The following is a 26,625-nucleotide window of genomic DNA, read 5'->3' on the forward strand; positions in this document are numbered from 1 at the left end:
CGCCGGGTATCGATCACCGACGTGCCAGGATGATCTCGGAGGTCTGCTGAATAGGGCCGCCGGGAGTGAGGTTGTCCGCCACCGTGATGCGAAGCGTCCCGCGGCCGCCATTCTGGATCGCCATAGTGGCTTGTGTGTCGCCGTTGACCGGGTGCGGCCACTCAATCCTGAGGTTCACGACATCGCCGTTGCGCGTACCGGTGAGCCGAGCGGGGCCAATCCGGGATCCGGTGTAGGTGCCGCGGTAGATGCCTGACCGGGGATCGTAGACGAGATCGACCCCGATCTGCCGGCTGAAGATCACGACAGCGCGGCACTGGCCCTGCGCACTGATCCGATTCTCCGTGAGGCTTCCCGTGACGGAGCAGGTTACCTGCCGCGGCTGAGAGCCGCCTTCGCGCTGAACTTTGCCGGAGCCGGGCCAGGTGCCCCGGAAGCGCTCAAGAAAGTCAGCCTCGGAAGCCTGAGCAGAGCTACAGGTCAGGGAGATGATGGCGCAGGATAGGATCGCGATGGATTTCAGACTGGATGAGGCCGTGGTCATACAAGGATTTCCCATGATGCCGCATCAACGTAAGCTTCCTGTGGGTGTTCCCAGGATCTTGTGCAGCGGGGAATGCCGATAGAGCCGCAGAGCCTGCCGGCGGATGCCACAACGGGTCTGGATCAGAGGGCGGAATATCGACGTGGAGGTGCTCATGAGAAGGTTGGCACAATGCCTTACAATGGCCGCTGCGTTCGTCGGCGTGTGCCTGGGCCTACCGGCCGGGGCGGAGGAGGAGGCCTGCCCGGGATTGGTCGCCTCGCGCGACACTCTCTTCTCAAGGGCGGCCTTGCACCAGGATGAGGTTGGTCTGACGTTTGTCGGCCATGCCACCTTCCTGATCGAGACACCACAAGGCGTGCGGATTGCCACCGACTACAATGACGGCACTCATCCGCCTGTCACGCCCGACGTGGCCACCATGAACAAAGCGCATTCCACGCACTTCAGCTCCAGGCCTGATTCAGCCATCAAGCATGTGCTCAGGGGCTGGAACCCAGCCGGAGGTCCTGCCATCCATGACCTGACGGTACAGGATGTGCGCATCCACAACGTCTCGACCAACATACGCAGCTCTGGAGGAGCGACGGAATACGACGGCAACTCCATCTTCGTGTTCGAGGCCGCCCAGTTGTGCATCGCGCATCTGGGCCATCTGCATCACACGCTCACGCCCGAGCATCTGAAGAAGCTGGGGCGTATCGATATTCTGCTGGTGCCGGTGGATGGTGGCTACACGCTGGAGACCTTCGACATGATGGAGGTGCTGCGCGCGATCAACGCACCGCTGATGATCCCGATGCACTTCTTCGGCCCGCCGACGCTCAACCGCTTTCTCGCCTCAGCCCGGGAGCACTTTCCGGTGGAGTTTAGCAACACGGCAGCCGTCACCCTGTCGCGCGCGACACTGCCGAAGAGCCCGAAGATCCTAGTCCTGCCGGGGCATTGAGGTAGCCAGACGCTCCATTCAGCTCCGTCCTCGTTCTGCCCGCCGTGGACAAATCACGTCAGCCTGCACGGTGAACGTGTCAGGGTCGGTTCGCTCCGGGGCAGGGGCGTCGTAAATGATCAGCAGGGCGCCTTCACCAGCCTCGGGCCAGAGCTCAAGCCCCTCCGGGTGATCCACATGCAGCTGGTAGGGCAGTTCAGCAACAGTCTCGATGCGGTCAGGAGTGATGACGCCGGACCCGTCATCATGTGCCGCGTCCCGCCACCGCAAGACAAACGCTGGTCCTTCCAGGGACATGGTCGGCCCCACCAGCAGAAGAAGATCGTCTCCCTCAAACCGCATATCGCGGACCCCCAGACCTCGGGTGTCAAGCAGGTGCTTGCGATAGCGCCGCTCGCCATCGATCCGACCCGCCTTCAGCCGGTCTGGCGCCTTTTGCTTCAGCTCCAAATCGAGAACCACGGCATGGCCGCGCAGCACAGGCCCGCGCAATCCAAGCCAAACCCGGCTTCCGCGAACTGCCAACCCTTCGACGTCGAAGCCGTTCTCCTTGGACGGGATGCTCAGAAACGGAGCGAGGTGCGGGTCAGCTGTAAGCCAGCGCTCAAGGGCGCTCTGCCTCGTGCCCAGCTTGAGCCAGCTTGCCTGTCGCTCTCCCTCCGATCGAGCAGGGGTGAAGAGCCCTACCGCCTCCTCAACAAGAGGGATGCAGCCGAGGAAGTAGCGGTTAGGCTCACGTTCGATCGCCTCCATGTTCTGAAGCGCCTCGGCGCGGCCGTTCTCATCCCGTTTGGGCTTGGAGCGCTTGCGTGCGTGGGATCCGACAATCCAGAGGAAGCTGTCATCCGTGCAGAGCCCCTCGATGTCCATTTCACCGTCCACTCCGGCAGGCAGGTCGACCAGAGCATCCAGGGCGAAATGCTGATGGTCTCCAAAGCTGCCGTCGTCGAGGCGCCGGAGGCGTTCGACGCTCGCGGTCTCGTCACAGGCGAGAAACAGGCAGTCTCCGATCCGCGTGACGGCGGAGAGATCCTTGTGGAGCGGATCCTCCAAATGCCGGCGCGGTCGCCAATCGGAGAAGGTGATGGGAACTTGGGCGATGGTTTCCGCGAGGCTGGCGTCCGACACGATGGCTCCTGGTGCGCTGGTTCTAAGGCAATAACGCACAAGCTTAGGCTGGATCCATAGCCAAGTCAGAGTCTCGGTCAACCTGTGCGACAATGGCAGATGAGGTGGATGGCGTCGGCTGACGGCATTCACGACAGCAGGAGAGGGGAGGGCAGGTCAGGCGGGACGAGGGGAGCTTCCCACGGCCAAGCTGAATGGCTGTCCGTAACCCATCCGGACCTATGTTGCGCTCACCGCTTTTCGGCGGAACCGCGGACGATCGCACCCAGTTTACAGCCAAGGCACCCATGATAACGCCACGCTCGTCCAGACGGACGGAAGATGCAGGGTGTAGGACGACGGAGAGGGAGTAGCAGTGCGTGTCTTACGGCCCGGGCATACATGCTGGCGTATCGAGCAGGCCGACCGCGTTGCCCTCATCGTCGATGCCGCTGACTACTTTCGGGCCGCGCAGTCGGCCATGCTCAAGGCGCAGCATTCCATCCTCATGATTGGATGGGATTTCGATACCCGCATCGCACTCGACCCGACCGACGGGACGAGCGAGTATCCCGGTCGGCTGGGAGCGTTCCTGACGTGGCTTGTCGAAACCAAGCCGGGCCTTCACGTCAACATCCTGAAGTGGGACCTCGGCATGGTGAAGGCCCTGTGGCGGGGCACAACCCTCTTCCGGGTGGTCCAATGGGCTTTGTATGAGCGCATTACCTTCAAGCTGGATGGCGCCCATCCTCCTGGCGCGGCGCACCACCACAAGATCGTCGTGATCGATGACGCCGTTGCCTTCTGCGGCGGCATCGACATGACAGGCGATCGTTGGGACACGTCGGAGCACCGCGATGCCGATCCCCGCCGTCGCCGCCCGTTCACGCGGCGTGCCTACGGGCCTTGGCATGATGCCACCACGGCCGTCAGCGGACCGGCGGCCAAAGGCCTGGGCGATCACGCCCGTGAGCGCTGGCAGCAGGCATCGGGAGAGGTTCTGGCACCACCGCCTGCCGGCTCGGACCCCTGGCCCGACGGCCTGCCCGTCGACATGGCCGACGTGGCGGTCGCGATCGCCCGGACCATCCCAGCCTACGACAACCAGACCGAGGTGCGCGAGATCGAAGCGCTGTACGTTACCGCGATCGCAGCCGCTCGCAGGAGCGTTTACCTGGAGAGCCAGTACTTCGCCTCGCGTGCCATCGCGGAAGCCATTGCCCGGCGCCTCGAGGAGCCGGACGGACCCGAGTTCGTGATCATCAACCCTGAATCGGCTGAAGGCTGGCTTGAGGAGGAGGCGATGGGCTCGGCCCGGGCCCGTCTCCTGGCCATGCTCCGGCGCCGCGACCGCTTCGGGCGCCTGCGGGTCTATACGCCCGTAACGGCGGGAGAGCAGCCGATCTATGTTCACGCCAAGATCATGATCGTGGACGACCGGCTGCTGCGGGTGGGGTCCTCCAACCTGAACAACCGCTCGATGGGCTACGACACGGAGTGCGACCTCGCCCTGGAGGCGGATGAAGACACGCACGTCGCCCATGTGATCCGGAGCTTTCGGGCGAGGCTGCTGGCCGAGCATCTTGGCACGTCGCCGAAGCAGGTCTCTGCCATCGTGTCCGAGCGGCGGTCGCTGATCGCGGCGATCGAGGTGCTCTCAGGACCTGGGCGTTCCCTTCGGCCGTTCGATCCGCCGGACATCAACGAGGCAGAGAAGGCCCTGGCGGATCACGAACTCCTTGATCCGGAGCGCCAGCGTTCCCTCTAGCATGCGCTGTCCCGGCGTCACTTGCCCATTCTCAGATGATGGTGATCTGATGGGCTCGTCTCATCGCCGGGCACTTTACAAGCTTTTTCTCAACAGCGCATCCGCTCGGACCCTTCATCAGAGCCGAGGGAGCCTTGCGGACAGTCCTGATCGCGGTCGGTTTTTGATGCGCCGTGTGCACGTATACCGGGCAGGGTCGTCTTCGCGGTCAGCATGAGCCTCCGCATGATGAGCTTTCGCAGGCCAAATGTTCCAATGTTGACGACGCACTCTGCTCATCGATGCGCAGGTGCACCTCATCAAGCGGAACCATCCTGCCCGCGTCCCGGCAGGGACGTCGCCGCGCATCCAGACAGGATGCGAACCGGTGGCTGCTGCACGGTCAGGTCCAGCGTGGGGGCAGCGGGTTAACCGTTGGCTCCGGCCAACCCAGCTGAGCGCTCGAAGCTCTCTCCGGACACCAGCATGGGCATCGCCATGCCACCGCGGGTCAGATGGTGATCCTTGCGCCTACCTCGACAGCCCGATCCTCCAGGATGCAGAAGTGGTCGGAGGCGTCGCTCGCGGAGCGCGCGAGCGGAATGAAGATATTGTCCTGCCACAGCGGCAGTCCAGATTGGGACGAGGGTTGCAGCGCCCGCCCGCGAGCACGGAAGGCTATGTGACAGCCTTCCGCAGCGATTATGATCAGCGTCGCATACTGAAGAGACTGGCGGATTTCCATTGGACGACAACGGTACTTGCTTCCCGCAAACTCGGGGTTCCCAGGGCCAGCGGCAGACCTGGGATCCTGTTCGTCATGATTTCGTGCATCTTGTGCGCGACTGGCACAGCGGGATCGAAGCCGTGGCGGCGCAGTTCCATGGCCACGCCTATGACATGCACCATCACGACGAGTGGCTGGTCGGCGTGACCCATGCCGGCGTCCAGGATTTCTACTGCCGCGGGCAGCGCCGCCAGAGCACTGCTGGACGCGTGATCCTGATTGAGCCGGGCGAGCGGCACGACGGACAAGCCGTGCATGAAGAGGGCTTCCGCTACAGCATGCTCTATCTGCCGCAAGCCTGGCTCCGCGAGGAGATGGGCGGCCGGGATGCCGACATCGGGTTCAGGAAGACATTGGCCGACGACCGGCGGCTCGGCGATGCCATTGCGGCGGCTTGCCGTGCCATCATCTCCGGCGCCCCACGGCTCGCCATTGACGCGACTCGGGATCGGGTGGTGGAACTGCTGCGCCATCACCTCGGAAAGGGAGAACGGCCGACGCCCGACGCCGGGTCGTCGGTTGCAGAGCGGGCGATGGACTACATCCAAGCCCATTACGACGAGCCGTTCAGCCTTGATGACCTTGCCCGCGCAACTGGCGTATCCGACCGGTTTCAGCTTTCCCGCGTCTTCCGCCGGCGCTTCGGCACCTCGCCACATGCCTGCCTTGTTGAGATCCGGCTGACTAAGGCCCGCGCGATGCTGCGGTTGGCAGTCCCACCGGCGGAGGCGGCCATGGCCAGTGGATTTGCCGATCAGAGCCATCTCGGCCGCTGGTTTCGTCGCGCCTACGGCCTCACCCCGGCGGCCTACCGTCTCGGACGCACGAACGTTCCAGACTTGGATGGCCTCGCTGGATAACGCTCCCGACAGCATCCACAGGGAGAATTCAATGTTCGACACGAAGGTAGCGGTCCTCGTTCACGAAGATCTGGCGGTGTGGCAGAAGCTGAATGTCACTGCATTTCTTGCAACAGGCATTGCGAGCGCGGTTCCCGAGGCCATGGGCCAACCCTACGAAGACGCTGCCGGACGACACCATGCGCGGCTGCTCGGCCAACCGATCCTGATCTTCGCGGCGTCGACAGAAGTCCTGCGACGGGCTTGGCAGCAATCGCTCCAGCGGAGCCTCACGCGCAGCGCCTATGTCCGCGCTATGTTCGAGACCGGGCATGATGCCGTCAATCGCGCGGTCTTTCGAGCCGAGCCGGCTGACACGCCGGATCTTGTCGGCCTTGCGCTCCACGGTCCGAAGAAGGAGATCGACAAGGCCACGAAGGGCGCGCGCCTACATCCCTAAGACGCGGCTCTCCGTTTGCGAAGAACGGATGAGCCTCCGGGCGGCATTCGCCTGGTGATGTGGCGCCACATTGTGAGATGCGCCAATGCTATTTCAGCCAGAATCTGATGACGAGGCTCACGGCTCCGGTCGTGCCCACGCCCGCAGTCCAGAGGCCTAAGAACCAAAGCCAGCGGCGAACGGCGGAGCCCCGTTCGGGTTCTTTGGTCATCAGTGATATCCCTCGTGTCCGGTCTTTCCGCGGAACACCCAGTACGAGTACCCGGTGTAGGCGAGAATGATCGGGATCAGCACACTCGCGCCGACCAGCATGAACTGGAGACTGGCAGGCGGGGCTGCGGCCTGGTGGATGGTGACGGCATTCGGCACCACGTACGGGAACATGCTGACACCGAGCCCCAGCAGGCAGAGGGCGAACAGTCCCAGCGTCAGCAGGAAGGGCCAGTACTCCCAGCGGCGCACCACACTCACCAGCAGCGCCCCGGAGCAGAGGCCGACCAGCAGCGGCACCTGGGCGGTGAACAGCACCTGTGGCCAGGCGAACCAGCGCTCGTAGTAGGCTCCGCTCAGGAACGGCGTCGCCGCACTGACCAGGCCGATGCAGGCGATCAGCCCAAGAGCGAGCTTGCCTGCAAGGCGGAAGCTGTGGTTTTGGACGGCGCCCTCGGTCTTCATCACGAGCCAGGTCGCGCCGAGCAGGGCATAGCCGATCACGAGGCTGACACCGACGAGTAGGCTGAACGGCGTGAGCCAGTCCCACCAGCCGCCGGCATAGGAACGCCCCTCGACCACGATGCCCTGGAGCAGGGCACCGAGCGTGATGCCCTGCGCGAGCGTCGCCACGATCGATCCCGTCGTAAACGCGACGTCCCAGTAGCGCCGGTGGCCGGGATCGCGCCAACGGAACTCGAAGGCGACGCCACGAAAGATCAGCGCCAGCACCATGGCAATGATCGGCGCGTAGAGGGCCGGCAGGATGATCGCGTAGGCCAGCGGAAAGGTCGCCATCAGGCCGCCGCCGCCCAGCACAAGCCAGGTCTCGTTGCCGTCCCAGACCGGGGCGACCGAGTTCATGGCGCTGTCACGCTCCGGTCCCGGTTCGAAGAATGGGAACAGGATGCCGATGCCGAGATCGAAGCCATCCATCACCACGTAGGCGAAGACGGCGAAGGCGATGACGAAGGCCCACAGGGTGGGAAGATCGAGAAGAGGGGTCATGGGTTAGGCCTCCGCGCCGAGGGTGCGCGCTGGGCTGACGGCCGGAGCCGGTGTGATGCCGGCGGTGCGGATCGGGTCGCGCCCGGCTTCGGGCCCGGTCTCACCCGGATGCGGGGCCTTGCCCATGAGCTTGAGGATATAGCCGGTGCCGGCGCCGAACACGATGAAGTAGACGACGATGAAGGTCAGCAGCGACGCGGCCACGGCCGGGGCTTCAAGGGGAGAGGCCGACGCTGCGGTCTTGAGCAGACCATAGACGGTGAAGGGCTGCCGTCCGACCTCGGTGGTGACCCAGCCGGCGATCACCGCCACGAATCCCGCAGGGCCCATGGCCAGTGCCAGCCAGTGCAGCGGGCGCCAGTCGTAGAGTCTGCCACGGAAGCGTGCCCACAGGCCGAGCATGCCCAGCCCCAGCATCGCGAAGCCCAAACCCACCATGATGCGGAACGACCAGAACACCACCGGCACGTAGGGCCAGTTGGCGCGGTCAACCGTGTCGAGGCCGTTCAGCGGGGCGTCCAGGTCGTGCTTGAGGATGAGCGAGGACGCCTTCGGGATCTCGATGGCGTTGCGCACCGTGCCGGCCTCCTGGTCAGGAATGCCGAACAGGATTAGGGGCGCGCCATCCGGGTGGCTCTTGAAGTGCCCCTCCATGGCCATGACCTTGGCAGGCTGATGCTCAAGGGTGTTGAGGCCGTGCATGTCGCCGGCCAGGATCTGGAGCGGGGCCACGACCGAAATCATGCCCATGGCCATCGAGAACATCACCCGGGCGCCCTTGTTGGTGCGCTCCCGCAGGAGGTGCCAGGCGCCGACGCCGCCGACGACGAGGGCCGTGGTGAGATACGCTGCCATCACTGTATGGACGAGACGATAAGGGAAAGACGGGTTGAAGATGATCGCCCACCAATCCTGTGGCACGAACTGCCCGGCCTCGTTGACGGCGTAGCCGACCGGCGTTTGCATCCAGGAGTTGGCGGACAGGATCCAGAAGGCCGAGATGAAGGTGCCGACGGCGACCGCGAGCGTCGCGGCGAAGTGCAGCTTCCGACCGACGCGCCCCATGCCGAACAGCATGATGCCGAGGAAGCCCGCCTCCAGGAAGAACGCGGTCATGACCTCGTAGGCCATCAGCGGCCCAATGATCGGCCCGGCCTTGTCGGAGAACACCGACCAGTTGGTGCCGAACTGGTACGACATGACGATGCCCGAGACCACACCCATGGCAAAGGCGAGGGCGAAGATCTTGAGCCAGTACTTGAACAGGTTGAGGTAGACCTCGCGCCCGGTCCACAGCCACAGCCCCTCGAGCACGGCGAGGTAGCTCGCCAGCCCGATCGAGAACGACGGGAAGATGAAGTGGAACGAGACCGTGAACGCGAACTGGAAGCGCGCCAGCAGCAGGGCGTCGAACTGATCAAACATGCTACTTGTCCTTGGGATCGTCGCGGCGGCTCTTCTTCGAGCCCGGCACGACGAAGAGACGATCCTTCATCTCCAGGATCTTCTGCACCTTCGAGCCTAGCGTCAGGAGTTGGACGAGGCGCTCGGTGTCGAGCCGCTGCACGTCGGCGTACCAGCCCGTGAGAAGCTCGAAGAGGTCGTGCATCTCGCGCATGCGCTCCTGGGCATGGCGCTCCTCGGTGCTGGCGGGCTCCTGCATGAGCACCTCGCGCAGGAGGGTCATGGTCGGATCGATCTCCCGCTTCTTGCGCTCCTCAACCAGCGTGCGGACGATCTGCCAGATGTCGTCGGGCGTGGCGAAGTAGTCGCGCCGGTCACCGGGCTTATGCTGGAGCCGGACCAGGTTCCACGCCTGCAACTCCTTGAGGCCCATGCTCACGTTGGAGCGGGAGACGCCAAGCCGCTCGACGATGTCCTCGGCATTCAGAGGATCCTTCGAGAGGTAGAGCAGGGCATAGATCTGGCCGACGGTGCGGTTGATGCCCCATCGGGAGCCCATCTCGCCGAAATGCAGCACGAAGGTCTGGACGAGTGGGGGTAAGTTCATGCCGATTCCGATATTTCAGAATTTTCTGAAATATCGGGATTACGTTGATCTAAGTCAAGTCGGCGGGCCTGGCCACATGGAAGAAAGGTGGGTTGGAATGTCTACGAACAGTGCTACTTGGACGCAACGCGTAGGTCGGATCACCCGCTGAGAGCCGACCTTCTTGAAGGCCAGGGGGATTCAGATTCTGACCCGAAGGTGCCCGCTGGCTCCAGGTGTCTTGACCATAAACGTCCAGCACCCGTTCAACTCGGTGCGGCGGTTTGTGTCGCCCGATCATGCGAAGGCGTTTCGCCACGTGCAAGGGTGGCCGCTTGCTCCAGGCTAACGCCGTGGACAAGAGGATCAGCGTGTCGGTGGGCGAGGTGCCATTCCGCCCCATGGCGGCGATAGACCAGGGTTACGCGCAATGCCCAATCCTGGGCTGGAAGGCCGCCCACTTCAACATGCGCCCGTTCGATGATCGCGAGTACCACCATGTCGGTGGAACGGTAAGCCTGAACGAGGTCCTGCTGGAAGGTGCCGTTCTTGAAGAACTGCCCCATCGCCTCGATTCGCTCGGGCGTGTACTCGGTCCCATATGTGGGTGTGCCACCGAACGGAGACATCAACGTGAAGTCATCGGTGAGGGTGATGAGGTCACGGTACCTCTTGATGTCTCCACGCATCAGTGCCGCGTTTGCGTCTGCACTGCGCTGGATGAGGTCGGTCAGTTCCGAATCTGTTGGATGCTCCAGCATCACAATGCGCTCCCCAGGGCCCCGGTGGTTGGGTCTAGCAGGCAATGTCCAATCCGGGCTGTGATAAACATCACACCGAGAAGGGGGACATCGACGATCAAGCAGTCCTGAGGACAAATCCGTTTCCCTAGTGCCGCCTAGCTGCTCTGGAAGATTGCAGAGTTTTAAGTTCGGTCCTGTCACTGCTCGGAGTAAGCTGAATGTCTGCTCAAGCGGGGAATACCCGACAATTATGAAAGGTAGGGATTTGCTGGTTTGGCCCTATGCAGACTTTCCGCTGTTGATCACAAAGTAGGTCCAGTGGGTTGGCGGCAGGATCCCCGCCATTGCTTCCTTGTATGAGCGAACCTTACGGCCACGCTGTCATTGTCATGGTGAGGACGATTGCTCCTCGGCCCAGCCGGCTTACGGCTCAACACACGAAGGAATGACAATGGCTACGAACAAGAAAGATCATACTTCACAATCCACCAAGACCCGGAAGGCGCCGCAGAAGTCCACCTCGCGGTCTGCCAATAAGGAAGCTGGCGCCTCAAAGCGTGCGCAGCCCAAGGCAATGGCTGGTTCCCGGTCCGCAACCAAGTCCCAGGCTGTTCCCACGAAGCCCCGGTCCTCCGCAGGATCGCGTGCGGCGGCCCGCTCGGCCCCCGGCGCATCGCGTTCACGGTCCACGACTCAGACCCGCTCAGCATCCCGCTCAGCGGGCGGCATGCTGAACCCAATGGCCTGGCTCTCGACCCTTGAGACAACACTCACCTCTCCGCAAGCGCGCGCTGTGATGGCGGAGGCCCTTAGGGCGATCGCGAACGTGCTTGATAGGCCGCAGGACCGACAGGGACAGGGCAGTGGAACGCTGCAAGGCCGGGAGGCTGTATCGGCCGCAGGAAGCCTCGGCGCCGAGATCGTTGCAGCTCCGCTCGAGGTCGCCGCGGCTGCCATCGGAGCCGCAGGGGAGGTCGTGTCGAGCGCACTCAGCGGTTCGTCAGGCAAGGATCGCGGCAATGGCAATAGCCGGAAGGGCGGTGGACGGTCCTCCGCGCGGAAGACATCATCGGCCAGCGACTAGCGCATCATGCGGAACCCCAGGCCTGCATCCGAGTAATGCGGATTCGTTCCTTTGCACCGAGTGATACGCTCGTGACAGTGGCCATCGGCCTCAAGGGCATTCCGCTTCTCGGTCCGATGGTCCAGCATCTAGGCCCGTGCTGGGCGATGAGTGGGAGATACGGGATGCACCCGCCGCCCGCACAGGGATCGATGATCCGGGTTAGCCTTCGCTCTCCAATCAGGAAACCTCAATTATATTCGTGAATCTCCTCAGCTTTGCCCTTCGCGCCCGCATGTGTTGACGATGACCACCCCCACGATCACGGCGGCCCCCCGGGTAGGGTGGGCACGCCGGGCACCTCGCCGGCTATGACGAACGCGAGGCCCGTCGCGACGGGCGGAACCAGATAGAGAAAGTTAGCTGCCCGGGCGGCGCCGAAGTGGCCAAGGGCGTAGGTCCACGCGGCGTAGCCCAGGGCCGCCGGAAGTACACCCAGCGCGATCACCGACCAGGCCGTGGCGTGTGACGCAGCGGCGGATAGGCCATGTAGCGCCTCGGGCAGCCACGGCGCGAGCAGGAGAGCCCCAGCGAGCAGGGTATAGGCGGTGCAGGCCAGGGCCCCGTAACGGGGAACCAGCGGCCGTTGCAGGATGAAGTAGGTGGCCTGGCAGACGGCGGCCGCGAACACCAGGCTTGCGCCCGCACCGAACGAGACGGCCCCGGGCTGGCCGGACGCGATGAGCGCGATGCCGGCGAGGCTGACGGCGGTCCCAATCCATCCCCACAGGGTGAACCGCTCGCGCAGCAGCACGGTCGCAAGCACCGCCGTGATGATGGGGACGGTGTTGCCGATGAAACTCGCGGCGCCGGCCGTGACGGTGCGCTGCCCCGCGTTGAGGAGGGCGTTGTAGAGCGCGATGCCGACCAAGCCGCAGGCCAGGAAACGGAGCGCATCGGTCCGGGAAGGCCAGGCTGGTCTCTTCCAGGCGAGCCACGCGACCACCAGCAGGCCCGCGACCGCGAAGCGCGCGGCGGCGAGCGGAAGTGGCGCGAGGTCGCGAAGGGCAATGCGGATCAACGGGAAGGCGGACGCCCAGGCGAGGACGGTGAAGGCGACGGCGGAGCCGGCACGCACGGCGGAGGGAGATGACGGACCGGACGGAGCCGTCCTGGAGGGGCTCAGAACAAGAGCTGTGCCCAATGACACGTTTAGTGCGAACGCATCGGCAACCTTCGTGACGCGGCTTAAGGTTTGATCCGCAACGTGAACCCAGATGATACTCGCGTCGATCTGGTACCCGCTTGAAACTGTTGCGCTAACTGCATTGATGCTCCTATAGAGGTCAAGAGGTCGAAGGGGCCGTCGTGGGATCCCTTCTGGCTCGGCAGAGATAGCCAAAGATCTCCCGTGCGACAAAGCGCTTGAGACAACGAATGATCTCCATCTTGCCTTTACCCTCTGCCGTTCGTCGACGGACATAGTCAAGGGTTGGTGGATGGCTCCGCATCCTGATAATGACGACGCGATATAGAGCCGCGTTAGCCTGACGATGGCCACCGCGGTTGAGACGGTGACGTGAAGTCTTGCCGCTCGAGGCCGGAATGGGACAGGCGCCACACAGTTTGGCGAAGGCTGCTTCCGAGCGGATGCGCTCGGGATTGTCGCCGACGAGGATCAGCATCTCGGCAGCCGTACCGGTCGACATGCCATGGGCCTCCTTCAGGGTCGGCGCGCAGGCGGTGGTCAGAGCATCGAGATCGGCATCGTGGCTTTTGATCTCAGCATCGAGCATCAGCCAGCGCCGGGCGAGAGCGCGCAATGTTGCTTTGGCTGAGGCTGTTGGTGAAGTCATCGCTCCCGGTCTCAGGGCGGCTAAATGGCGGATCAGGGTCATTTTGCCGGTGAGGCCGTCAAGGCTCTCGCGCAAGGCAGCGGGAGCATTGACGATGATCGTCTTGAGGGTGACCATCGCCTGGGTGCGGCTCTTGACGGCGGTGTCTCGCGCCACCTTGAGATGGCGGATCATTTCCACGGAGCTGGTGCCCGACTTCGGAGCCGCCCTTGCCTGGCCACTGAGAACGGCGCGGGCCGCGTTCTCAGCGTCAAGCGGGTCATTCTTGCCATGCTGGTGCCGGATCTGGCGATTGGGGCGGTTGACCTCGATGACATTGTGGCCTCTCTCCTGCAGGAAGCGTGCCAAGCCAGCCCCATAAGAGCCTGTCCCCTCGATCCCGAAGGCGCGAACGGGACCCAAGGATTGAGCCCAGCTCTCCATCTCGTGATAGCCTCTGCTGCTCACCAGCAGGGTCATTGCCCCAAGGCGGGCTCCCAGCCCGTTGATGGCGACAGCCGCGTGGGCCTCCTTGTGAGTGTCAATGCCGATGATGATCTCAGCAGGATCAGTCTTGCGCATTCCTCGTCCTCCGCAGGTAAGAACCTGACAGGATCCTGCGAGCGGACAGGACTGTGATGGGACGAGACCCTCAAGCTCCTATCAAGTCACGCGACAGCAGACCGTCAGGTGCCGCCCGGAGGACCGACACGTCAATGCAATGACACGCAGTCAATCGAACGAAGGGTCAGGCCTTCCGAGCGGCTCTCACATTCTCACAATCGAACGAAGTCCCTTGCGCAACAAGCCACTCAATGCAGGAGGGAGCGGCCGCTGCAACACGAGCCGCAACGTCTGGATCGCTGAGACCAGCGCCCGCCAGAAGGGTGTCAGCCGCGTGCAGGGCAGGGCGGTCATCGTCCCCGAGCGCGGCAGCAATCCCACCTTGCGCCAACGGCGTGGAGGCGTGCTGTCCAAGAGGCGATGCTACAAGCAGGGTCACGGGCAGTGGCGCCAGGTGCAGGGCGGTCGCCAGCCCCGCAATGCCACCACCCACGACCACGACCCGGTCGCACGGATAGGCTGGTCTCATGGCCGATCCTCAGCGCACAGCGAGCATGCGCTCGACCGCCAGTCGCGCTCGACCGGCCACCGCCGGGTCGATCGTGACCTCGTGCTGACGCAACTCGAGCGCCCGCCGGATCTTGGGCAGAGTGATGCGCTTCATGTGCGGGCACAGGTTGCAGGGCCGCACGAACTCGACTTCCGGATAGAGGGCCGCCACATTGTCGCTCATCGAGCATTCGGTGACGAGGGCAACCCGGGCCGGGCGTTTCTCGCCGACGAAGTCGACCATCCCGGCGGTCGATCCGGCAAAGTCCGCCGCCGCCACCACCTCCGGCGGCGCCTCGGGATGGGCCAGCACGACCACATCCGGATAGCTCTCGCGCACTTCACGAATGTCCTCCGCGGTAAAGCGCTCGTGCACCTCGCAGTGGCCGGCCCAGGTGATGATCTCAATTCCAGGCACCTGAGCTGCTGTGTTTTGTGCCAGGAACTCGTCCGGCAGCATGATCACACGATCAACCCCGAGGGACTCAATGACCTTCTTGGCGTTGCCTGACGTGCAGCAGATGTCCGATTCCGCCTTTACGGCGGCGGACGTGTTCACGTAAGTGACGACAGGCACGCCCGGGTAGCGCGACCGCAGCTGGCGCACGTCTTCGGCTGTGATCGACTCGGCGAGGGAGCAGCCGGCTTCCGCATCCGGAATGAGGACTGTCTTGTTCGGATTGAGGAGTTTGGCGGTCTCCGCCATGAAGTGCACACCGGCGAGCACAATCACGTCGGCATCAGTGTTCACGGCTTCACGGGCCAGGGCGAGGCTGTCACCGACGATGTCCGCCACCGTGTGGAAGATCTCCGGCGTCTGATAATTGTGGGCGAGGATGACCGCATTGTGTTCGCGCTTGAGCGCAAGGATCGCCTCGATGTCATTGGCAAAGACTGGCCACTCCAAGGCTGGAACATGATGTCTGACCCGCGCGTAGAGGTCGGGCAGGGGCAGGGGCGCAGACACCATCGAAGCAGCAGCGGGCATTGTGACCTCCTATGCTCAACCAGAGCATTAATAAGTCATACTTATACTCAATCAGAGCATTTACGGAGCATAAGAAAGCCGGCTACGTAGCCGGCGTATCTCTTATGCTAGACACGAGTATAAGTTCATGTCAACTTATAATCCGCTCCAACAGTGATTCACCTTAAGCGGGGCAGTCGCACACCCGGGGCCGGTCGCTCGACCAGCACCTCGCGCCGAAAGCGCACGAGACGAGCTGGGCGCCCGCCTGTTTCGGTTGCGACCTCCCCAGTCTCCTCCACCAGCCCTTGCATCTCCACCAGGCGGCGGAAGTTCTGCTTGTGGAGGCGCACCCCTGACAGAGCCTCCACTGTCCTCTGCAGGTCGAGCAGGGTGAAAGAGGCAGGCATCAGCTCGAAGATCACCGGCCGGTACTTGATCTTGCCGCGCAGGCGACCAATGGCCGTCGCCAAGATGCGCCGGTGATCCAGGGCCATCGGCTGACCGGGCGCGAACCGCACTTTCGAGACGGGCGGCTGTGCGTCTCGCAGAGCCTCCGGTAACAGACCAGCCTCAAACAGCAGTTCGTAGCGCTCCAGCACGCGGTCGTCGGTCCAAGTCCCGGATGCGAAGCCAAATGTGAGCTCGATCCGCTCCTCACGAAAGGTCCTGAGAGGTTTCCCACCCATACGGGCCCAGGCCTTTAAGGCCGGCTCGATGACCCTGAGCGCCGGTGGGCGGTCCTCGCGCCAGTCCTCCCACGGAAGATAGCCGTACCAGTTCTGCCAGGCGGCATGCGCCAGTCCGGCCGGGCGAGCCTCGCGGACAAGAGCCAGGTAGGCGATCGACAAGGCATGCCCCGCCCCCGGTTCAGCGGCCTCGGCGCGGTCGCGATCGCCAAAGGTGTAGAGCTGCTCGACATAGCCCAAGGTCAGCTGGGTCTGTTCGGCGACCCAAGTCCGCAGCCCCATCTCAAGCGTGCGATGTTGCGACTGCAAGGGACCTGAGGGAAGGCCGTCAGGATGCTGCGGAGTCGCCCGGACTGTGAGGACCCGCGGCTCATCCGGCGTGGCTGCCATGATGACGGCACTGAGGTCCACAGTTGGGGCAACATGAGGCTGCTTGAAGGTCTTAGGGCGCCGGGAGGATGTGGCAGATGGCATGGGAACTCAAAAGCTACAGGGTCTGAAGTAGATGGTGGAAGTCTTTGTGCCTTCTGTCGAGGGATTTGTGACAGGGGCAGGACTAAGAGCCTAGATAACACACTGGCTGCGTTTCATGATGATGCTTGGGCCAGCCTGCTGAAGCAGATGAGGCCATCGGCTGAACCGCTCGTGACAGAAGCGGTAAAGGGGGGCGCGATAACCGGACGCCATTGGAGCCATTCCCTGATCACCTGATCTGAAGGCCTCCGAGAGCATGTAAGCAGCGCATAGCTGCGTCCCGCAGATCAAACTTGCTAATGCTGCAATGCAGCATAGTCTCGAAACAACCACTGCAACCGAAGCGAATCTTTTCAGGAAGCTTATAGGCTTCGTCAGAGCCATGGTCCCAAGCAAGTCTTCAAGCCCCGCTTCAGGCGCCCTGACCGTGTCAGAGTGGACGGCCATCGCCAGTTCGCTCGCGTTCCTGGCTCTCTGGCTTGCCATCTCGTTCAATTAGGAGACGGCCTCGCCGGAGCGCAAGCAGAGAGGGCGCGTCACCGTATGGAAGTCTCACCGTCCGGCTCTCTGACGAGGCGATTGCCACTTGGCGGGCGGAGCCCCGCACCACGAGGCGGTCAGCCGCATTATTCGGCCTTCCATCCGAACAGTACTGACGCCCCGGGCGGTGCTTCGTCTGGCACTTCGTCAGGCCGTGGGGCGGATTGGATCGAGACTGAGGAGCCTTGGTCTCGATCGAACGGCACCGGATCGCTCCTGTGATTGGTACGCTGTCCAAAGCGGCGCCTAGGCAGGTGCTATTCTGAGGATGGCTCTGTCGCGGCTTGCATCCTGGGCAAGCCATCGAATGCCACGATGAACCCGTGTTGTTCAAGGCTCCGCTTGACTGTTAGACCGTCACGGTCGGGATCTTGAGGCGAAAGGAGGTACTCGGTGGCAGTCACAACCAAGGTCATCGACGGCGACCTCCTCATGCTCCGGATCGTGTTCCCTGATGACAGGACGGTGACGATCACAGCCGGCAGGGGCGGCAAGAGCGTCAGCGTGGCTCCCGATGACAGGGAAATCGCCGAGAGGCTGTCGTCCATCTTCCAGTGGAGCACCGATAGAGTGAGCGTACCAGGCTATCCGTTCACCAGCCTCAACCAGGTCATCTATGGGATGGAGGCGCTGGCCCGGTCCGCGATGAGCGTCGAACAGTTCATAGCGGGGCTGCGGGAAGTGCTGGAGGTGTCCGGACGGCCGTCTGAGCCCGAGATTGGGATCAAAGTCCCATCGTGCACCGGCGTCGACCTGAGCCCGAGCGGGAACGGATGGTTAGTTGATGCCCGTTTCCAGGGCGGGGAGCGCTTCAAGCTCGCCATCAACAAGGCCAGCGTCGGCTGGGCCGCAGACCCGCCGGAACCCGCACGCGATAAAGCGGTCATGAAGCTCCTCTCGCGTTTGAAGAGCGCCCCAGTTCCGACGGATGAGGACCTTGCGCTGCTCGTGATGGAGGTAGCGCATTATTCATCCGATATCGCCGGATGGCTCCAAGGCCTGCACTCAGCCATCTCCGAGGAGTCGAGGCTCTAGAGGGCGCCTCCGGCCCGCATCGTGCGGGGACAAGACCGTTCAGTTGTCCTAATCCTCGAACGCCCCGCGCAAGATCCCCCGCTTGCCGGCATGATTGGCAGGTCCGACGATGCCTTCCTTCTCCATGCGCTCCATGATCGAAGCCGCCCGGTTATAGCCGATCTGCAACCGACGCTGGATGTAGGATGTCGAGGCCTTCCTGTGCCGCAGGACGATGCCGACAGCCTGCTCATAGGCATCAGCCGATACGAGGCCGACATCGTCCTCGTCGGCGGGGAGTTCGGGCTTTTCCAGATCCTCAGGCGTCTCATCATCGGCCGTGACAGCATCGAGATAAACAGGTTCACCCTGGCGCTTGAGATGCGCCACCACCTTCTCGACCTCCTCGTCCGAGCAGAACGGACCGTGCACGCGCGTGATCCGCCCGCCGCCGGCCATGTACAGCATGTCGCCCTGGCCCAGAAGCTGCTCCGCCCCCATCGCGCCCAGGATCGTCCGGCTGTCGATCTTCGAGGTCACCTGGAACGAGATCCGGGTCGGGAAGTTCGCCTTGATCGTGCCGGTGATCACGTCCACGGAAGGGCGCTGCGTCGCCAGGATCACGTGGATGCCGGCGGCTCTGGCCATCTGGGCCAGGCGCTGGATCGCGCCCTCGATCTCCTTGCCGGCCACCATCATCAGGTCCGCCATCTCGTCGACGATCACCACGATGTACGGCAGCGGATCGAGATCCATGATCTCTTCCGTGTACGTCAGCTCACCTGTGGCCTTGTCGAAGCCTGTCTGGACTGTTCGCGTGATGACTTCACCCTTAGCCTTGGCCTCGACCACGCGGGCGTTGAAGCCGTCGATGTTGCGCACGCCGAGCTTCGCCATCTTCTTATAGCGCTCTTCCATCTCGCGCACCGCCCACCTCAGAGCAATGATCGCCTTCTTCGGGTCAGTGACCACGGGCGTGAGCAGATGCGGGATGCCATCGTAGACCGAGAGCTCGAGCATCTTCGGATCGACCATGATCAGGCGGCATTCTTCCGGCGTGAACCGGTAGAGCAGCGAGAGGATCATGGTGTTGATCGCCACCGACTTGCCCGAGCCGGTGGTGCCGGCCACCAGCAGGTGCGGCATGCGGGCGAGATCGGCGATCACCGGCTCGCCGCCGATGGTCTTGCCGAGGCAGATCGGAAGCTTCTGGTTCGACGCCTTGAAATCTGCGGCTTCCAGCATCTCGCGCAGGTACACCGTCTCGCGGCTCTCGTTCGGCATCTCGATGCCGATGGCATTGCGGCCCTGGACCACGGCGACGCGGGCCGAGACCGCGCTCATCGAGCGGGCGATATCCTCCGAGAGAGCGATGACACGCGAGGATTTGACACCCGGGGCAGGCTCGAGCTCGTACAACGTGACCACCGGTCCTGGATGGACATGAATGACCTCACCCTTCACGCCGAAATCACGGATGACCCTCTCGACCCGTCCGGCTCTCTCTTCGAGAATATTTTCGGTGAGACTCGTGCCTCTGCTCTCAGACGGTCGCCCGAGCAGCTCGATATCAGGACGCTGGTAGAAGGCGAACCTCGAGCGCTGGGGCGCTGCGGGAGGGGGCAGCATAATGATCGGTGACCCAAAGACCGTCTCCTCCCCCGGGGCAGCAATCTCCGCATCCTGGGCCGGAAGCACGACGTCCCGATACATGATTTCTTGCGCCGCTTCGATCACCTCGAGAGCAGAGGTCGCATCTAATCCAGGATGCTCCTCCTTCAGCATCTGCTCCCGCGGCGCACCTGAGGGGGCAAGCTCATCCTCAGCTGAGGCGATCGTCTCGATGGAGGCTCGCTTCTCCATGACGGCGGCTTTCTCGGCCGCGGGAGCGCGCGTCACTGACTGCGGGGCAACTTTCGACTTGACCCGCAATAGGGTCTGGATTGGCGCGCTGTCCTCCCCGACCAGGGCGAGGTATCCAAGATCGACTTCCTGTTCCTGACCATCTGTCCTCGCGGGATTCACCTCCTCGACGACCTTGATCACTTCTCCGGTCCCATCCTCATCGCGCGTGACGGTAGCGACATCGGATTCGCCATCCATGCCTCTATTGGCCCGATGATCAACCACCTCAGGTTTCTGGTCCGGTTCCTGTGATGCGGCCATGGCCCCGTCCGTGGATTGCATCTCCACGAGGTCGGCGGCGACACCCTCGAACACGTCCGGCTCCGAATGCCCGTCGAGACCGATGACATCGGCCTCCCTGGACTCGGAGCCGCACGCCTCACCGATGGTTGCGGCAAGGGGCGCCTCGGGGACTTCCGGTTCGTCAGCGACCGCGTCAGTGATCGTGAGCAAGGCGTGCTTCAGCGAGACGTCGATGCGGTACAGAGCCGATTGAAAGGCCGACGGGACGAACTTCGTTGACGGCATCGGGAGGGAGGTTATCGGGGGCTCTGGCACGGGCTGGGAAACCGTTTCGACGGCCTCGGAGCGGGGGATCTCAACGTCATGTAATGCCGATGCTCGAGACGGCTCGGCTTTCCTTGGCACATCAGTCGCCCTGGGCTGCTCCATCGCGGAAGCGGATGGCGGCTGACCTGCGCTCTGGATCTTCTGGGTGAATGTCTTGAGCGGGGGAGCCTCGATGGCGGCGCGGAGCCTCTCGATCCGCTTGTGGATCTCGTCCTCGGGCTTGTTCATCGCCAACTCGGCCAAGCGATCCGCTCTCATCAGTTCGCCCGTTGGAAGGTCGAACACGTTCGTGTCCTGCGGCTTCCTGATGAACTTGTCGGGGGTGCGCGTGGACCGCACGCCGTGATCAAGAGCGAAAGCCTGCCACCAGCCGGGTTGGGCTTGGCCCATGGCCAGCCACGGCTCCTCCCAGTTGGTGCTGGGGCTGGCGTTCAAACTCTGGAACGGCAGGGCCTCACTCTCTTGCGATCTCCTGCAGCTTCCATCCTCGGTCCTTACCTCGAGTTTGGCCATTTCTAGCAGGTGATGTGGGAGCGCGGGCGGCGAAGCGAACGATGCGGTAGGCTGGCGGAGTTTCCGCCAAGAGACGCCGCCATGCTGCATCTGCCCGCCCGCTTCGCCGCGATCATTGTAGCCTTTGCGCCGCTGTTTCGCCACCGCACTTGGCGCCATGCCGAGGTGCTGCTCGTTGGGGCCATCCTGGCGCCTGGCAAACGCACTGTGACCAGCCTTCTGCGTATCACTGGCCTCAGCCGCGAGCGCCACTTCGTCAACTACCATCGTGTGCTCAGCCGGGCTCGCTGGAACGGACGCGAGGCGGCCCGGCTGTTGCTGGGCCTGCTGGTTCACACCTTCATTCCAACCGGTCCGGTGATCCTTGGCCTGGATGACACCATTGAGCGCCGCCGCGGCAAGCGCATCAAAGCCAAGGGCATCTACCGCGATCCGGTGCGCTCCTCCGATGCTCATTTCGTCAAGGCCTCGGGCCTGCGGTGGATCAACCTCATGCTCCTGGCTCCCATTCCATGGGCAGCTCGCACCTGGGCCCTGCCGTTCCTCACTGCCCTGGCACCCTCCGAGCGGTATTGCCGTGAGCGGGGGCAGCGGCACAAAAAGCTGACCGACTGGGCGCGTCAGATGATGCTGCAGGTCAGGCGGTGGTTGCCTGAGCGCGAATTGGTGCTGGTGGCCGATATGGGCTTTGCCGCCCTGGAACTGCTGGCAGCGCTGTCTCGCCGCGGCGTGATCTGTATTACCCGGCTTCGCCTGGATGCCGCCCTCTACGAGCCGGCTTCACGGCGCCGGCCGGGGACGAAGGGCCGTCCGCGCACCAAAGGAGCTCGGTTGCCGAACCTTTCCGATGTGTTGCTCCGGACGAGCACGCGCTGGCGCCGCGTCACGGTGCCTGGCTGGTATGGCGAAGGAGATCGCGTGGTCGAGTTCTGCTCGGCCACGGCCGTGTGGCGCCATGGCGGAAGACCCGTCGTTCCAATCCGCTGGGTCTTGCTGCGCGATCCCCTCAAGCGCTTCTCGCCGCAGGCCCTGCTGTGCACGGATCCCGCGCGGGATCCCGTGCAGATTATCCGCTGGTTCATCTTGCGGTGGCAGGTCGAGGTCACCTTCCAAGAGGCTCGGGCGCATTTGGGTGTGGAGACCCAGCGGCAATGGTCGGATCGTGCCGTCGCCCGCACCACGCCCTGCCTGTTCGGGCTGTTCTCGATCGTGACCCTGCTGGCAGGCCAACTCGGGCAACGCGCCCGCACGGCTGTTTCGATCGACAGCTGGTACCGCAAGTCTCATCCGACGTTTGCGGATACTCTCGCGGCCGTGCGGCAGCAGATCTGGCGTGAAACGGGTTTACTCACATCCCGGCATCGGCACAAAACGCCAAAACCCTCACGGGCGCTTCAGCGATGCTTAGTTTACGCACTCTGCCACGCCGCTTGATTGGCTAAACTCGAACTTACGGCAGACGGAAGAAAATCGTTCGGCGTGGAGATCTTACGCATGAATAATAACAACGCTCATGAATGCGGCGGGGCCGTCCGGGACCTCCACACTCTGGATGAGGCCGGTAAATACCCAGTTATTGCGAAGGGCGACCGTGCGATCCCGCTATGAGATCCACAAGGACGCGTCGATCCTACATAAATGAGGAGGGCGAGAAGGATGACACCAAGCTTGATGAGCCGTTCTGCACAATATCGTGTGAAGTGACGGGCTCGTCATTGGAACTGTCTAAGCTCAGCGCTGAGCCCCGCCATCTCAGTCCTACGGTTAACGATGTTCTAAGAATCCCGTACCGCGCCGTCAATAATGCTGCCTACACTGGCCCGAACCTTGGAAGCGTGAACGACCACAGCGCTTCACCGTGAGGCGCTCCGCGAGATGGATCATCTGCTGGTTCAGAGAGGTTGTGGCATGAAGAGGTTGATCACGAGAGCCGGTGCTGTAACGACCGCCCAGATGGATGGATACCTCATCGAAGAGCGGCTGCTTGATCGCATCATGATCCAAATCAGCGACATGGGCGACGGGAACCTGGAGATCGCCTTTGATGACAGGGATCGGCGCTATCTGTCACAGTTCCCTGCCGCGCAGCACGCTCAATGGCTGACGGACGCAATGCTCCATGCCGAAGCTGGAGCCGCGCTCGAGACCCTTGAGGGTGAACCCGCTTGGATCGCCGAGGCGCCGCCCAGGCCGGCGTCCCGCATCAAGCCGATGAGGCCAGCTCGGCAGGGGCATGACCTTCCACTCGGGCTGGAGTTCTTGAGACGCGGCTAACCGTCATCAGAAGATCCCTGCCAGGAAATCGCGCCTGGTATCACCTGTTTGATGCGACTTTCCGCTTATAACGGCTTTGCCGTTGAACATTTATCGTCCAGGCGTCACGTCCTTTAGCGCCCCAAACAGGGAAGCTCCGGGGAGCTATGTTCAACCATGACCTGCCCCCAAGGCGGCAACACACATTCCCACACAGTCCCGTGCCGGTTCAGGTTCGAAAAAGCGAATTCATTGAACGGTGTCTCAATGGCAAAGACGAGCAGCGACGCTATCCGCCTTGCACAATGCTCAAAATTGAGGCGGAACTTGCCGACACAGGGAGCACTCGAGAGCAATCCTTTCCCACGGGTAGGGCGTTACTGACGCATAGTGTTCCAGCTTAGGGGGTTGTGCTGGGGCCGTTACCGTTGCGAGGCAGTCATGGTGTCGGTGTTCAACGAACTCATCCCATTGCTTGGGGTCCTTTCCGTATTCATCGCAATTTGCTCCCTGGAAGGGGCTTCCTAGACCGAGCCGATCAAAGGCAGATCCCAAGCCATGTTCTCAATGCAGCCCTTTTATGAGGCATGGTGCATTGCAAAGAGGGGCGGTGAGGCCGATATCACCCTTGGCTGATTTCGACGCGGCACCGCCTTTTTCCTCCCGGCGAAGCCGTGTCAGCCATTCCCTCTGAAAGGTTTTGACGTTCGTCGGACCTCTACTTCGACGGGCCTCAAGCCCGGCTTTTTTCTTTTCTGACCCTTCGCCGCTGGTCTCGGCCTTTTAGCGAAACGCCAACGATCGAGCATTTCGACTTTAGTTTGGGTCCACGGCAAGCGTTTGATCCCATGATGGCGCACGTCATGGACGCTTTCCCAGCAACTCGCCCGGCATCACCGATGCGTTCTGCTGTCCAGTAAAGGATCACACGGGCTGGAAATAGTAACGGCGGTGGCCGAACCGATCGCGCCTCGGCCATCGCTTGTTCGCTCTGCAGAAGACCTCAGTCAGCGGCTTCATATTTGAACGACAGTTTCAGCTTCACACGGTAGAATTCCACTTTTCCGTCGTTGATGCTGATGTCCTGCTCGACGACCTCAGCGACGCGAAGATCGCGCAAAGTCTCGGCCGCGCGCTCTACGACTGCACTCGCGGCTTTTTCCCAAGATTCGGTGCTCGTCCCTACAAGTTCGATGACCTTGTAAACACTCTCTGCCATCTGATTTCTCCCTGTCCGGAAAGTGCAAGATGCCAAAAGCGTCTTGCGGCGCTGCAACCCTGCTCCATGACGGATTAAATCTCGGATCTTCCCGTGCGGCCCTTGCTCGAGGCTCGAGGGCCCTCCACGCCGGGTCGGAGTTCACGCGGCTGACGTCGTTCCAAAATGGCCTATCGGCGATCCTCGCCCGCCGCCAGCTCCTCCAGGTGCTGGGCCGCCTCAAACAGGTGGAACTTGGCCTCGAGGAGTGAGACCTGCTGTGCGAGGCTGCGGATCGTCTCAGCCTGCTGGCGATACTCGGCCGCCTGGTCGCGGCGAAACGCCTCCATGACTCATGCCTCCGATAGAGTTTCTCGCCTACCAACGGCCAACAGACGCCGTGGTTCGCCGTTCCATAAACGCCCATTCCGATTTCGGAGACGCTCGAGGCGCCGTTCCTCATGGCAGCGATACGGCTAATGAAGTGGCAGGGGGTTCAGTCCAACCACGGCTGGAGCAGCGGCTTGGCGAGCTGCAGCTGCCGCACAATCCCCTGATGGGGGACACCCCTCTGCTGGAGAAATGCTTGGATCTGCTGCTTGGCATCTTCCCATGACATGCCCTGCTGATAGCAGCACTGCAGGTACTTCAGACTTCGCTCGCGGTTCAGCTCAGGAACCGCGAGCGGCGCCTGCTCGTCCAAAAAGCACTGGGCGACCAGATCCTCACAAGTCATTGGGGACCTCGCCGGTCAATGTGGTCGCTCAAGCCTGCCCCTGCCCACGTTCAGGACAGAAGCGAAACACCCGATGATGCAGCGCTCGAGGAGGTTCCCTGCGATATGGGCATGGTGAAGATGCTCTGCCTGTCCTCGTTCAGGACCACAAAATGATAGTTCCCGGCAGGACTGGAGAGCACCGGGTCGAGCGCAACCAACCCGTGGCTCATGCGGGCGACCTGCCGGGCGGCTTCGTCACTGGGGCAGTCATAGCCGACATCGTCTTCGGAGACGAGGTGCGCCCCCTGATGGAGGTCGAAGTAGTACCGGGGCATGAGCCATATCTCCTCTCATGATGACGGCTGGGATCGTTGCTTCTGCTTGGGGAGCATCTCGTCTCGGCGGTGAACGTCAACGCCCGTCTTGTACTTCAACTCCGCCACAAGGAGCTTGCAGATTGCCTGGGATGGTTGCTGTCGGCACATCGTGGTCCTGGCGCCGCAGTGATTGGCCGAGGATAAAGCTGCCTGGCTGTTGCTGAACGCTCGGGCTATTCAGCGCCTGCTCCGCATTCCTCAGGGCCGCATCTGTAGCCTGTGGCAGCATGAGGCTCTCCCACCGCTCTGCCTGCGAAACCCCAACTAACATATGTTGGCCAAAACTCGCGAACCGGTGCGGTGGTTTCAGCGGAGCCATAAGATGACGAACGTGAGCCGGCTTTTTTCTTTGCGGCCACGCTGAAACCAACCCCCAGCGCGGGCTTGGGAGTGTGTGACGGGTCTGAGTCTCGCTTTTGGAATGCCCGTCACCCGAAGGCGGATCGGCATGACATGGTCTTTGCAGGTTCGTACCGGCAGCCAATCTCAAATGTCTCGGGCTGAGCACCCGCCCCGGTCCTGAATCGAGAGAGGCCAGTATACAGACACCATCTGAGCCGAAGCATGCCTCTACGCCGCCAGCCTGAGTGTCGGAGGCATCCTTCCACCCGACATTCTGGATCAACCAGCCGGGTTCCCGGACCAACGCAACAAGCGAGTGGCTGCGAGCCACGACAGGCCCTTCCAGCAGGATCGGGCCTGTTCTGGGCTTGCCTGGCGGAGCTGTCGTTATATCTCCGAGCGAGAGCGAACCAGCGGCTGGGATTTGCCCTCAAGCCACCGAGGGCGCAGGCCAGACATCCAATGCCGTGCCGAGGCTTTGGCGCCGAATAAGCCGGTGTCGCATTCTGTCGTCTTGGCGGCCCGTGAGCGGTCGAAATGGAACAGGTCGTCCTCGGCACGGTGCCGGGTCGTCCCCGAGCTATCGGTGGTCTGCTGGGTCATGGATGGTGCCTCTCCCTTGGCCTCTGACAACCTCAAGCTCTTCCTTAGGTTCCAGTCAGGTTAATGA

23 protein-coding genes and 2 pseudogenes are annotated in these 26,625 nt (G+C 62.7%); 8 read left to right on the forward strand and 17 right to left on the reverse strand.

The annotated features are described in order from the left end of the window. Positions 1-13: 13 nt before the first annotated feature. Positions 14-544, reverse strand: coding sequence for a hypothetical protein (locus BB934_RS40050; RefSeq protein WP_099515202.1), 531 nt, complete (start codon positions 542-544; stop codon positions 14-16). 154 nt (positions 545-698) lie between these two features. On the opposite strand from BB934_RS40050, the gene BB934_RS40055 reads away from it, so the two are divergent. Then, positions 699-1,493 carry an MBL fold metallo-hydrolase gene (locus tag BB934_RS40055; RefSeq protein ID WP_237050767.1) on the forward strand — a complete coding sequence of 265 codons (795 nt, stop codon included), beginning with the start codon at positions 699-701 and terminating at the stop codon, positions 1,491-1,493. Between the two features lie 18 nt (positions 1,494-1,511). On the opposite strand, the gene BB934_RS40060 is transcribed toward BB934_RS40055, so the two are convergent. Beyond that, complete coding sequence (locus BB934_RS40060; RefSeq protein ID WP_237050768.1) at positions 1,512-2,621, reverse strand: DUF3616 domain-containing protein; 1,110 nt, start codon at positions 2,619-2,621, stop codon at positions 1,512-1,514. A 355-nt stretch (positions 2,622-2,976) separates the two neighbouring features. Between BB934_RS40060 and BB934_RS40065 the strand changes: the two genes are divergently transcribed. The 3 genes from BB934_RS40065 to BB934_RS40080 all read left to right on the forward strand — a co-directional run bounded on the left by BB934_RS40065 (position 2,977) and on the right by BB934_RS40080 (position 6,433). Then, the gene (locus BB934_RS40065) at positions 2,977-4,368 is read left to right on the forward strand and encodes a phospholipase D-like domain-containing protein (protein WP_099515204.1); all 1,392 of its coding nucleotides are present in this window, start codon (positions 2,977-2,979) and stop codon (positions 4,366-4,368) included. 807 nt (positions 4,369-5,175) lie between these two features. Next, entirely contained in the window at positions 5,176-5,994 is an 819-nt protein-coding gene (locus tag BB934_RS40075) for an AraC family transcriptional regulator (protein WP_237050769.1), read from the forward strand. 31 nt (positions 5,995-6,025) lie between these two features. Beyond that, the gene (locus tag BB934_RS40080; RefSeq protein ID WP_099515207.1) at positions 6,026-6,433 is read left to right on the forward strand and encodes a DUF2000 domain-containing protein; all 408 of its coding nucleotides are present in this window, start codon (positions 6,026-6,028) and stop codon (positions 6,431-6,433) included. Positions 6,434-6,521: 88 nt separating this feature from the next. On the opposite strand, the gene BB934_RS48870 is transcribed toward BB934_RS40080, so the two are convergent. From BB934_RS48870 to BB934_RS40100, 5 genes are all read right to left on the reverse strand, one after another. Beyond that, positions 6,522-6,644, reverse strand: a complete 123-nt coding sequence (locus tag BB934_RS48870) for a DUF2474 domain-containing protein (protein ID WP_210422186.1) — start codon at positions 6,642-6,644, stop codon at positions 6,522-6,524. Beyond that, positions 6,644-7,651 carry a cytochrome d ubiquinol oxidase subunit II gene (gene cydB, locus BB934_RS40085; RefSeq protein WP_099515208.1) on the reverse strand — a complete coding sequence of 336 codons (1,008 nt, stop codon included), beginning with the start codon at positions 7,649-7,651 and terminating at the stop codon, positions 6,644-6,646. The genes BB934_RS48870 and cydB overlap by 1 nt, the downstream gene beginning before the upstream one ends. Before the next feature lie 3 nt (positions 7,652-7,654). Next, a complete protein-coding gene (locus BB934_RS40090; RefSeq protein WP_099515209.1) occupies positions 7,655-9,076 on the reverse strand; it encodes a cytochrome ubiquinol oxidase subunit I in 1,422 nt (473 codons plus the stop codon). Position 9,077: 1 nt separating this feature from the next. Then, complete coding sequence (locus BB934_RS40095; protein ID WP_099515210.1) at positions 9,078-9,662, reverse strand: GbsR/MarR family transcriptional regulator; 585 nt, start codon at positions 9,660-9,662, stop codon at positions 9,078-9,080. A 245-nt stretch (positions 9,663-9,907) separates the two neighbouring features. Beyond that, entirely contained in the window at positions 9,908-10,402 is a 495-nt protein-coding gene (locus BB934_RS40100; protein ID WP_099515211.1) for a YybH family protein, read from the reverse strand. A 709-nt stretch (positions 10,403-11,111) separates the two neighbouring features. On the opposite strand from BB934_RS40100, the gene BB934_RS40105 reads away from it, so the two are divergent. Further along, positions 11,112-11,468: a hypothetical protein gene (locus BB934_RS40105; protein ID WP_157934621.1), complete on the forward strand. Its 357-nt coding sequence runs from the start codon at positions 11,112-11,114 to the stop codon at positions 11,466-11,468. Positions 11,469-11,719: 251 nt separating this feature from the next. On the opposite strand, the pseudogene BB934_RS40110 reads toward BB934_RS40105, so the two are convergent. The 5 genes and pseudogenes from BB934_RS40110 to BB934_RS40130 form a co-directional block, all read right to left on the reverse strand. Beyond that, positions 11,720-12,585: pseudogene (locus tag BB934_RS40110) on the reverse strand (DMT family transporter). A gap of 208 nt (positions 12,586-12,793) precedes the next feature. Then, positions 12,794-13,864, reverse strand: coding sequence for an IS110 family RNA-guided transposase (locus BB934_RS40115; RefSeq protein WP_099515213.1), 1,071 nt, complete (start codon positions 13,862-13,864; stop codon positions 12,794-12,796). A gap of 199 nt (positions 13,865-14,063) precedes the next feature. Beyond that, positions 14,064-14,375: pseudogene (locus BB934_RS40120) on the reverse strand (FAD-dependent oxidoreductase); the annotation flags it as partial. Between the two features lie 9 nt (positions 14,376-14,384). Further along, on the reverse strand, positions 14,385-15,383 hold the full coding sequence (gene nadA / locus BB934_RS40125) for a quinolinate synthase NadA (RefSeq protein WP_099515214.1): 999 nt from the start codon (positions 15,381-15,383) through the stop codon (positions 14,385-14,387). 158 nt (positions 15,384-15,541) lie between these two features. Continuing rightward, positions 15,542-16,525, reverse strand: coding sequence for an NUDIX hydrolase (locus tag BB934_RS40130; RefSeq protein WP_099515215.1), 984 nt, complete (start codon positions 16,523-16,525; stop codon positions 15,542-15,544). A 933-nt stretch (positions 16,526-17,458) separates the two neighbouring features. On the opposite strand from BB934_RS40130, the gene BB934_RS40140 reads away from it, so the two are divergent. Further along, positions 17,459-18,100: a hypothetical protein gene (locus tag BB934_RS40140; RefSeq protein WP_099515217.1), complete on the forward strand. Its 642-nt coding sequence runs from the start codon at positions 17,459-17,461 to the stop codon at positions 18,098-18,100. Between the two features lie 48 nt (positions 18,101-18,148). Here the strand turns inward: BB934_RS40140 and BB934_RS49870 are convergent, their stop codons facing one another. Further along, a complete protein-coding gene (locus BB934_RS49870) occupies positions 18,149-20,944 on the reverse strand; it encodes a DNA translocase FtsK (protein ID WP_237050770.1) in 2,796 nt (931 codons plus the stop codon). A gap of 204 nt (positions 20,945-21,148) precedes the next feature. Here BB934_RS49870 and BB934_RS40150 point away from each other — a divergent pair, with 204 nt between their 5' ends. Together BB934_RS40150 and BB934_RS40155 are read left to right on the forward strand one after the other, a co-directional pair. After that, positions 21,149-22,501, forward strand: coding sequence for an IS701 family transposase (locus BB934_RS40150; RefSeq protein ID WP_099515218.1), 1,353 nt, complete (start codon positions 21,149-21,151; stop codon positions 22,499-22,501). Positions 22,502-22,975: 474 nt separating this feature from the next. Next, the gene (locus tag BB934_RS40155) at positions 22,976-23,341 is read left to right on the forward strand and encodes a hypothetical protein (protein ID WP_157934622.1); all 366 of its coding nucleotides are present in this window, start codon (positions 22,976-22,978) and stop codon (positions 23,339-23,341) included. 982 nt (positions 23,342-24,323) lie between these two features. Here the strand turns inward: BB934_RS40155 and BB934_RS40160 are convergent. The 4 genes from BB934_RS40160 to BB934_RS40170 all read right to left on the reverse strand — a co-directional run bounded on the left by BB934_RS40160 (position 24,324) and on the right by BB934_RS40170 (position 25,571). Further along, positions 24,324-24,539, reverse strand: coding sequence for a dodecin family protein (locus BB934_RS40160; RefSeq protein ID WP_099515220.1), 216 nt, complete (start codon positions 24,537-24,539; stop codon positions 24,324-24,326). Positions 24,540-24,709: 170 nt separating this feature from the next. Then, on the reverse strand, positions 24,710-24,868 hold the full coding sequence (locus tag BB934_RS48000; protein ID WP_157934623.1) for a hypothetical protein: 159 nt from the start codon (positions 24,866-24,868) through the stop codon (positions 24,710-24,712). 146 nt (positions 24,869-25,014) lie between these two features. After that, on the reverse strand, positions 25,015-25,254 hold the full coding sequence (locus tag BB934_RS40165) for a hypothetical protein (protein ID WP_099515221.1): 240 nt from the start codon (positions 25,252-25,254) through the stop codon (positions 25,015-25,017). A 50-nt stretch (positions 25,255-25,304) separates the two neighbouring features. Then, on the reverse strand, positions 25,305-25,571 hold the full coding sequence (locus BB934_RS40170) for a DUF6894 family protein (RefSeq protein WP_099515222.1): 267 nt from the start codon (positions 25,569-25,571) through the stop codon (positions 25,305-25,307). Between the last annotated feature and the right edge of the window lie 1,054 nt (positions 25,572-26,625).

It is taken from the genome of Microvirga ossetica (genome assembly GCF_002741015.1).
In the GTDB taxonomy this organism is placed as follows: Bacteria; Pseudomonadota; Alphaproteobacteria; order Rhizobiales; family Beijerinckiaceae; genus Microvirga; species Microvirga ossetica.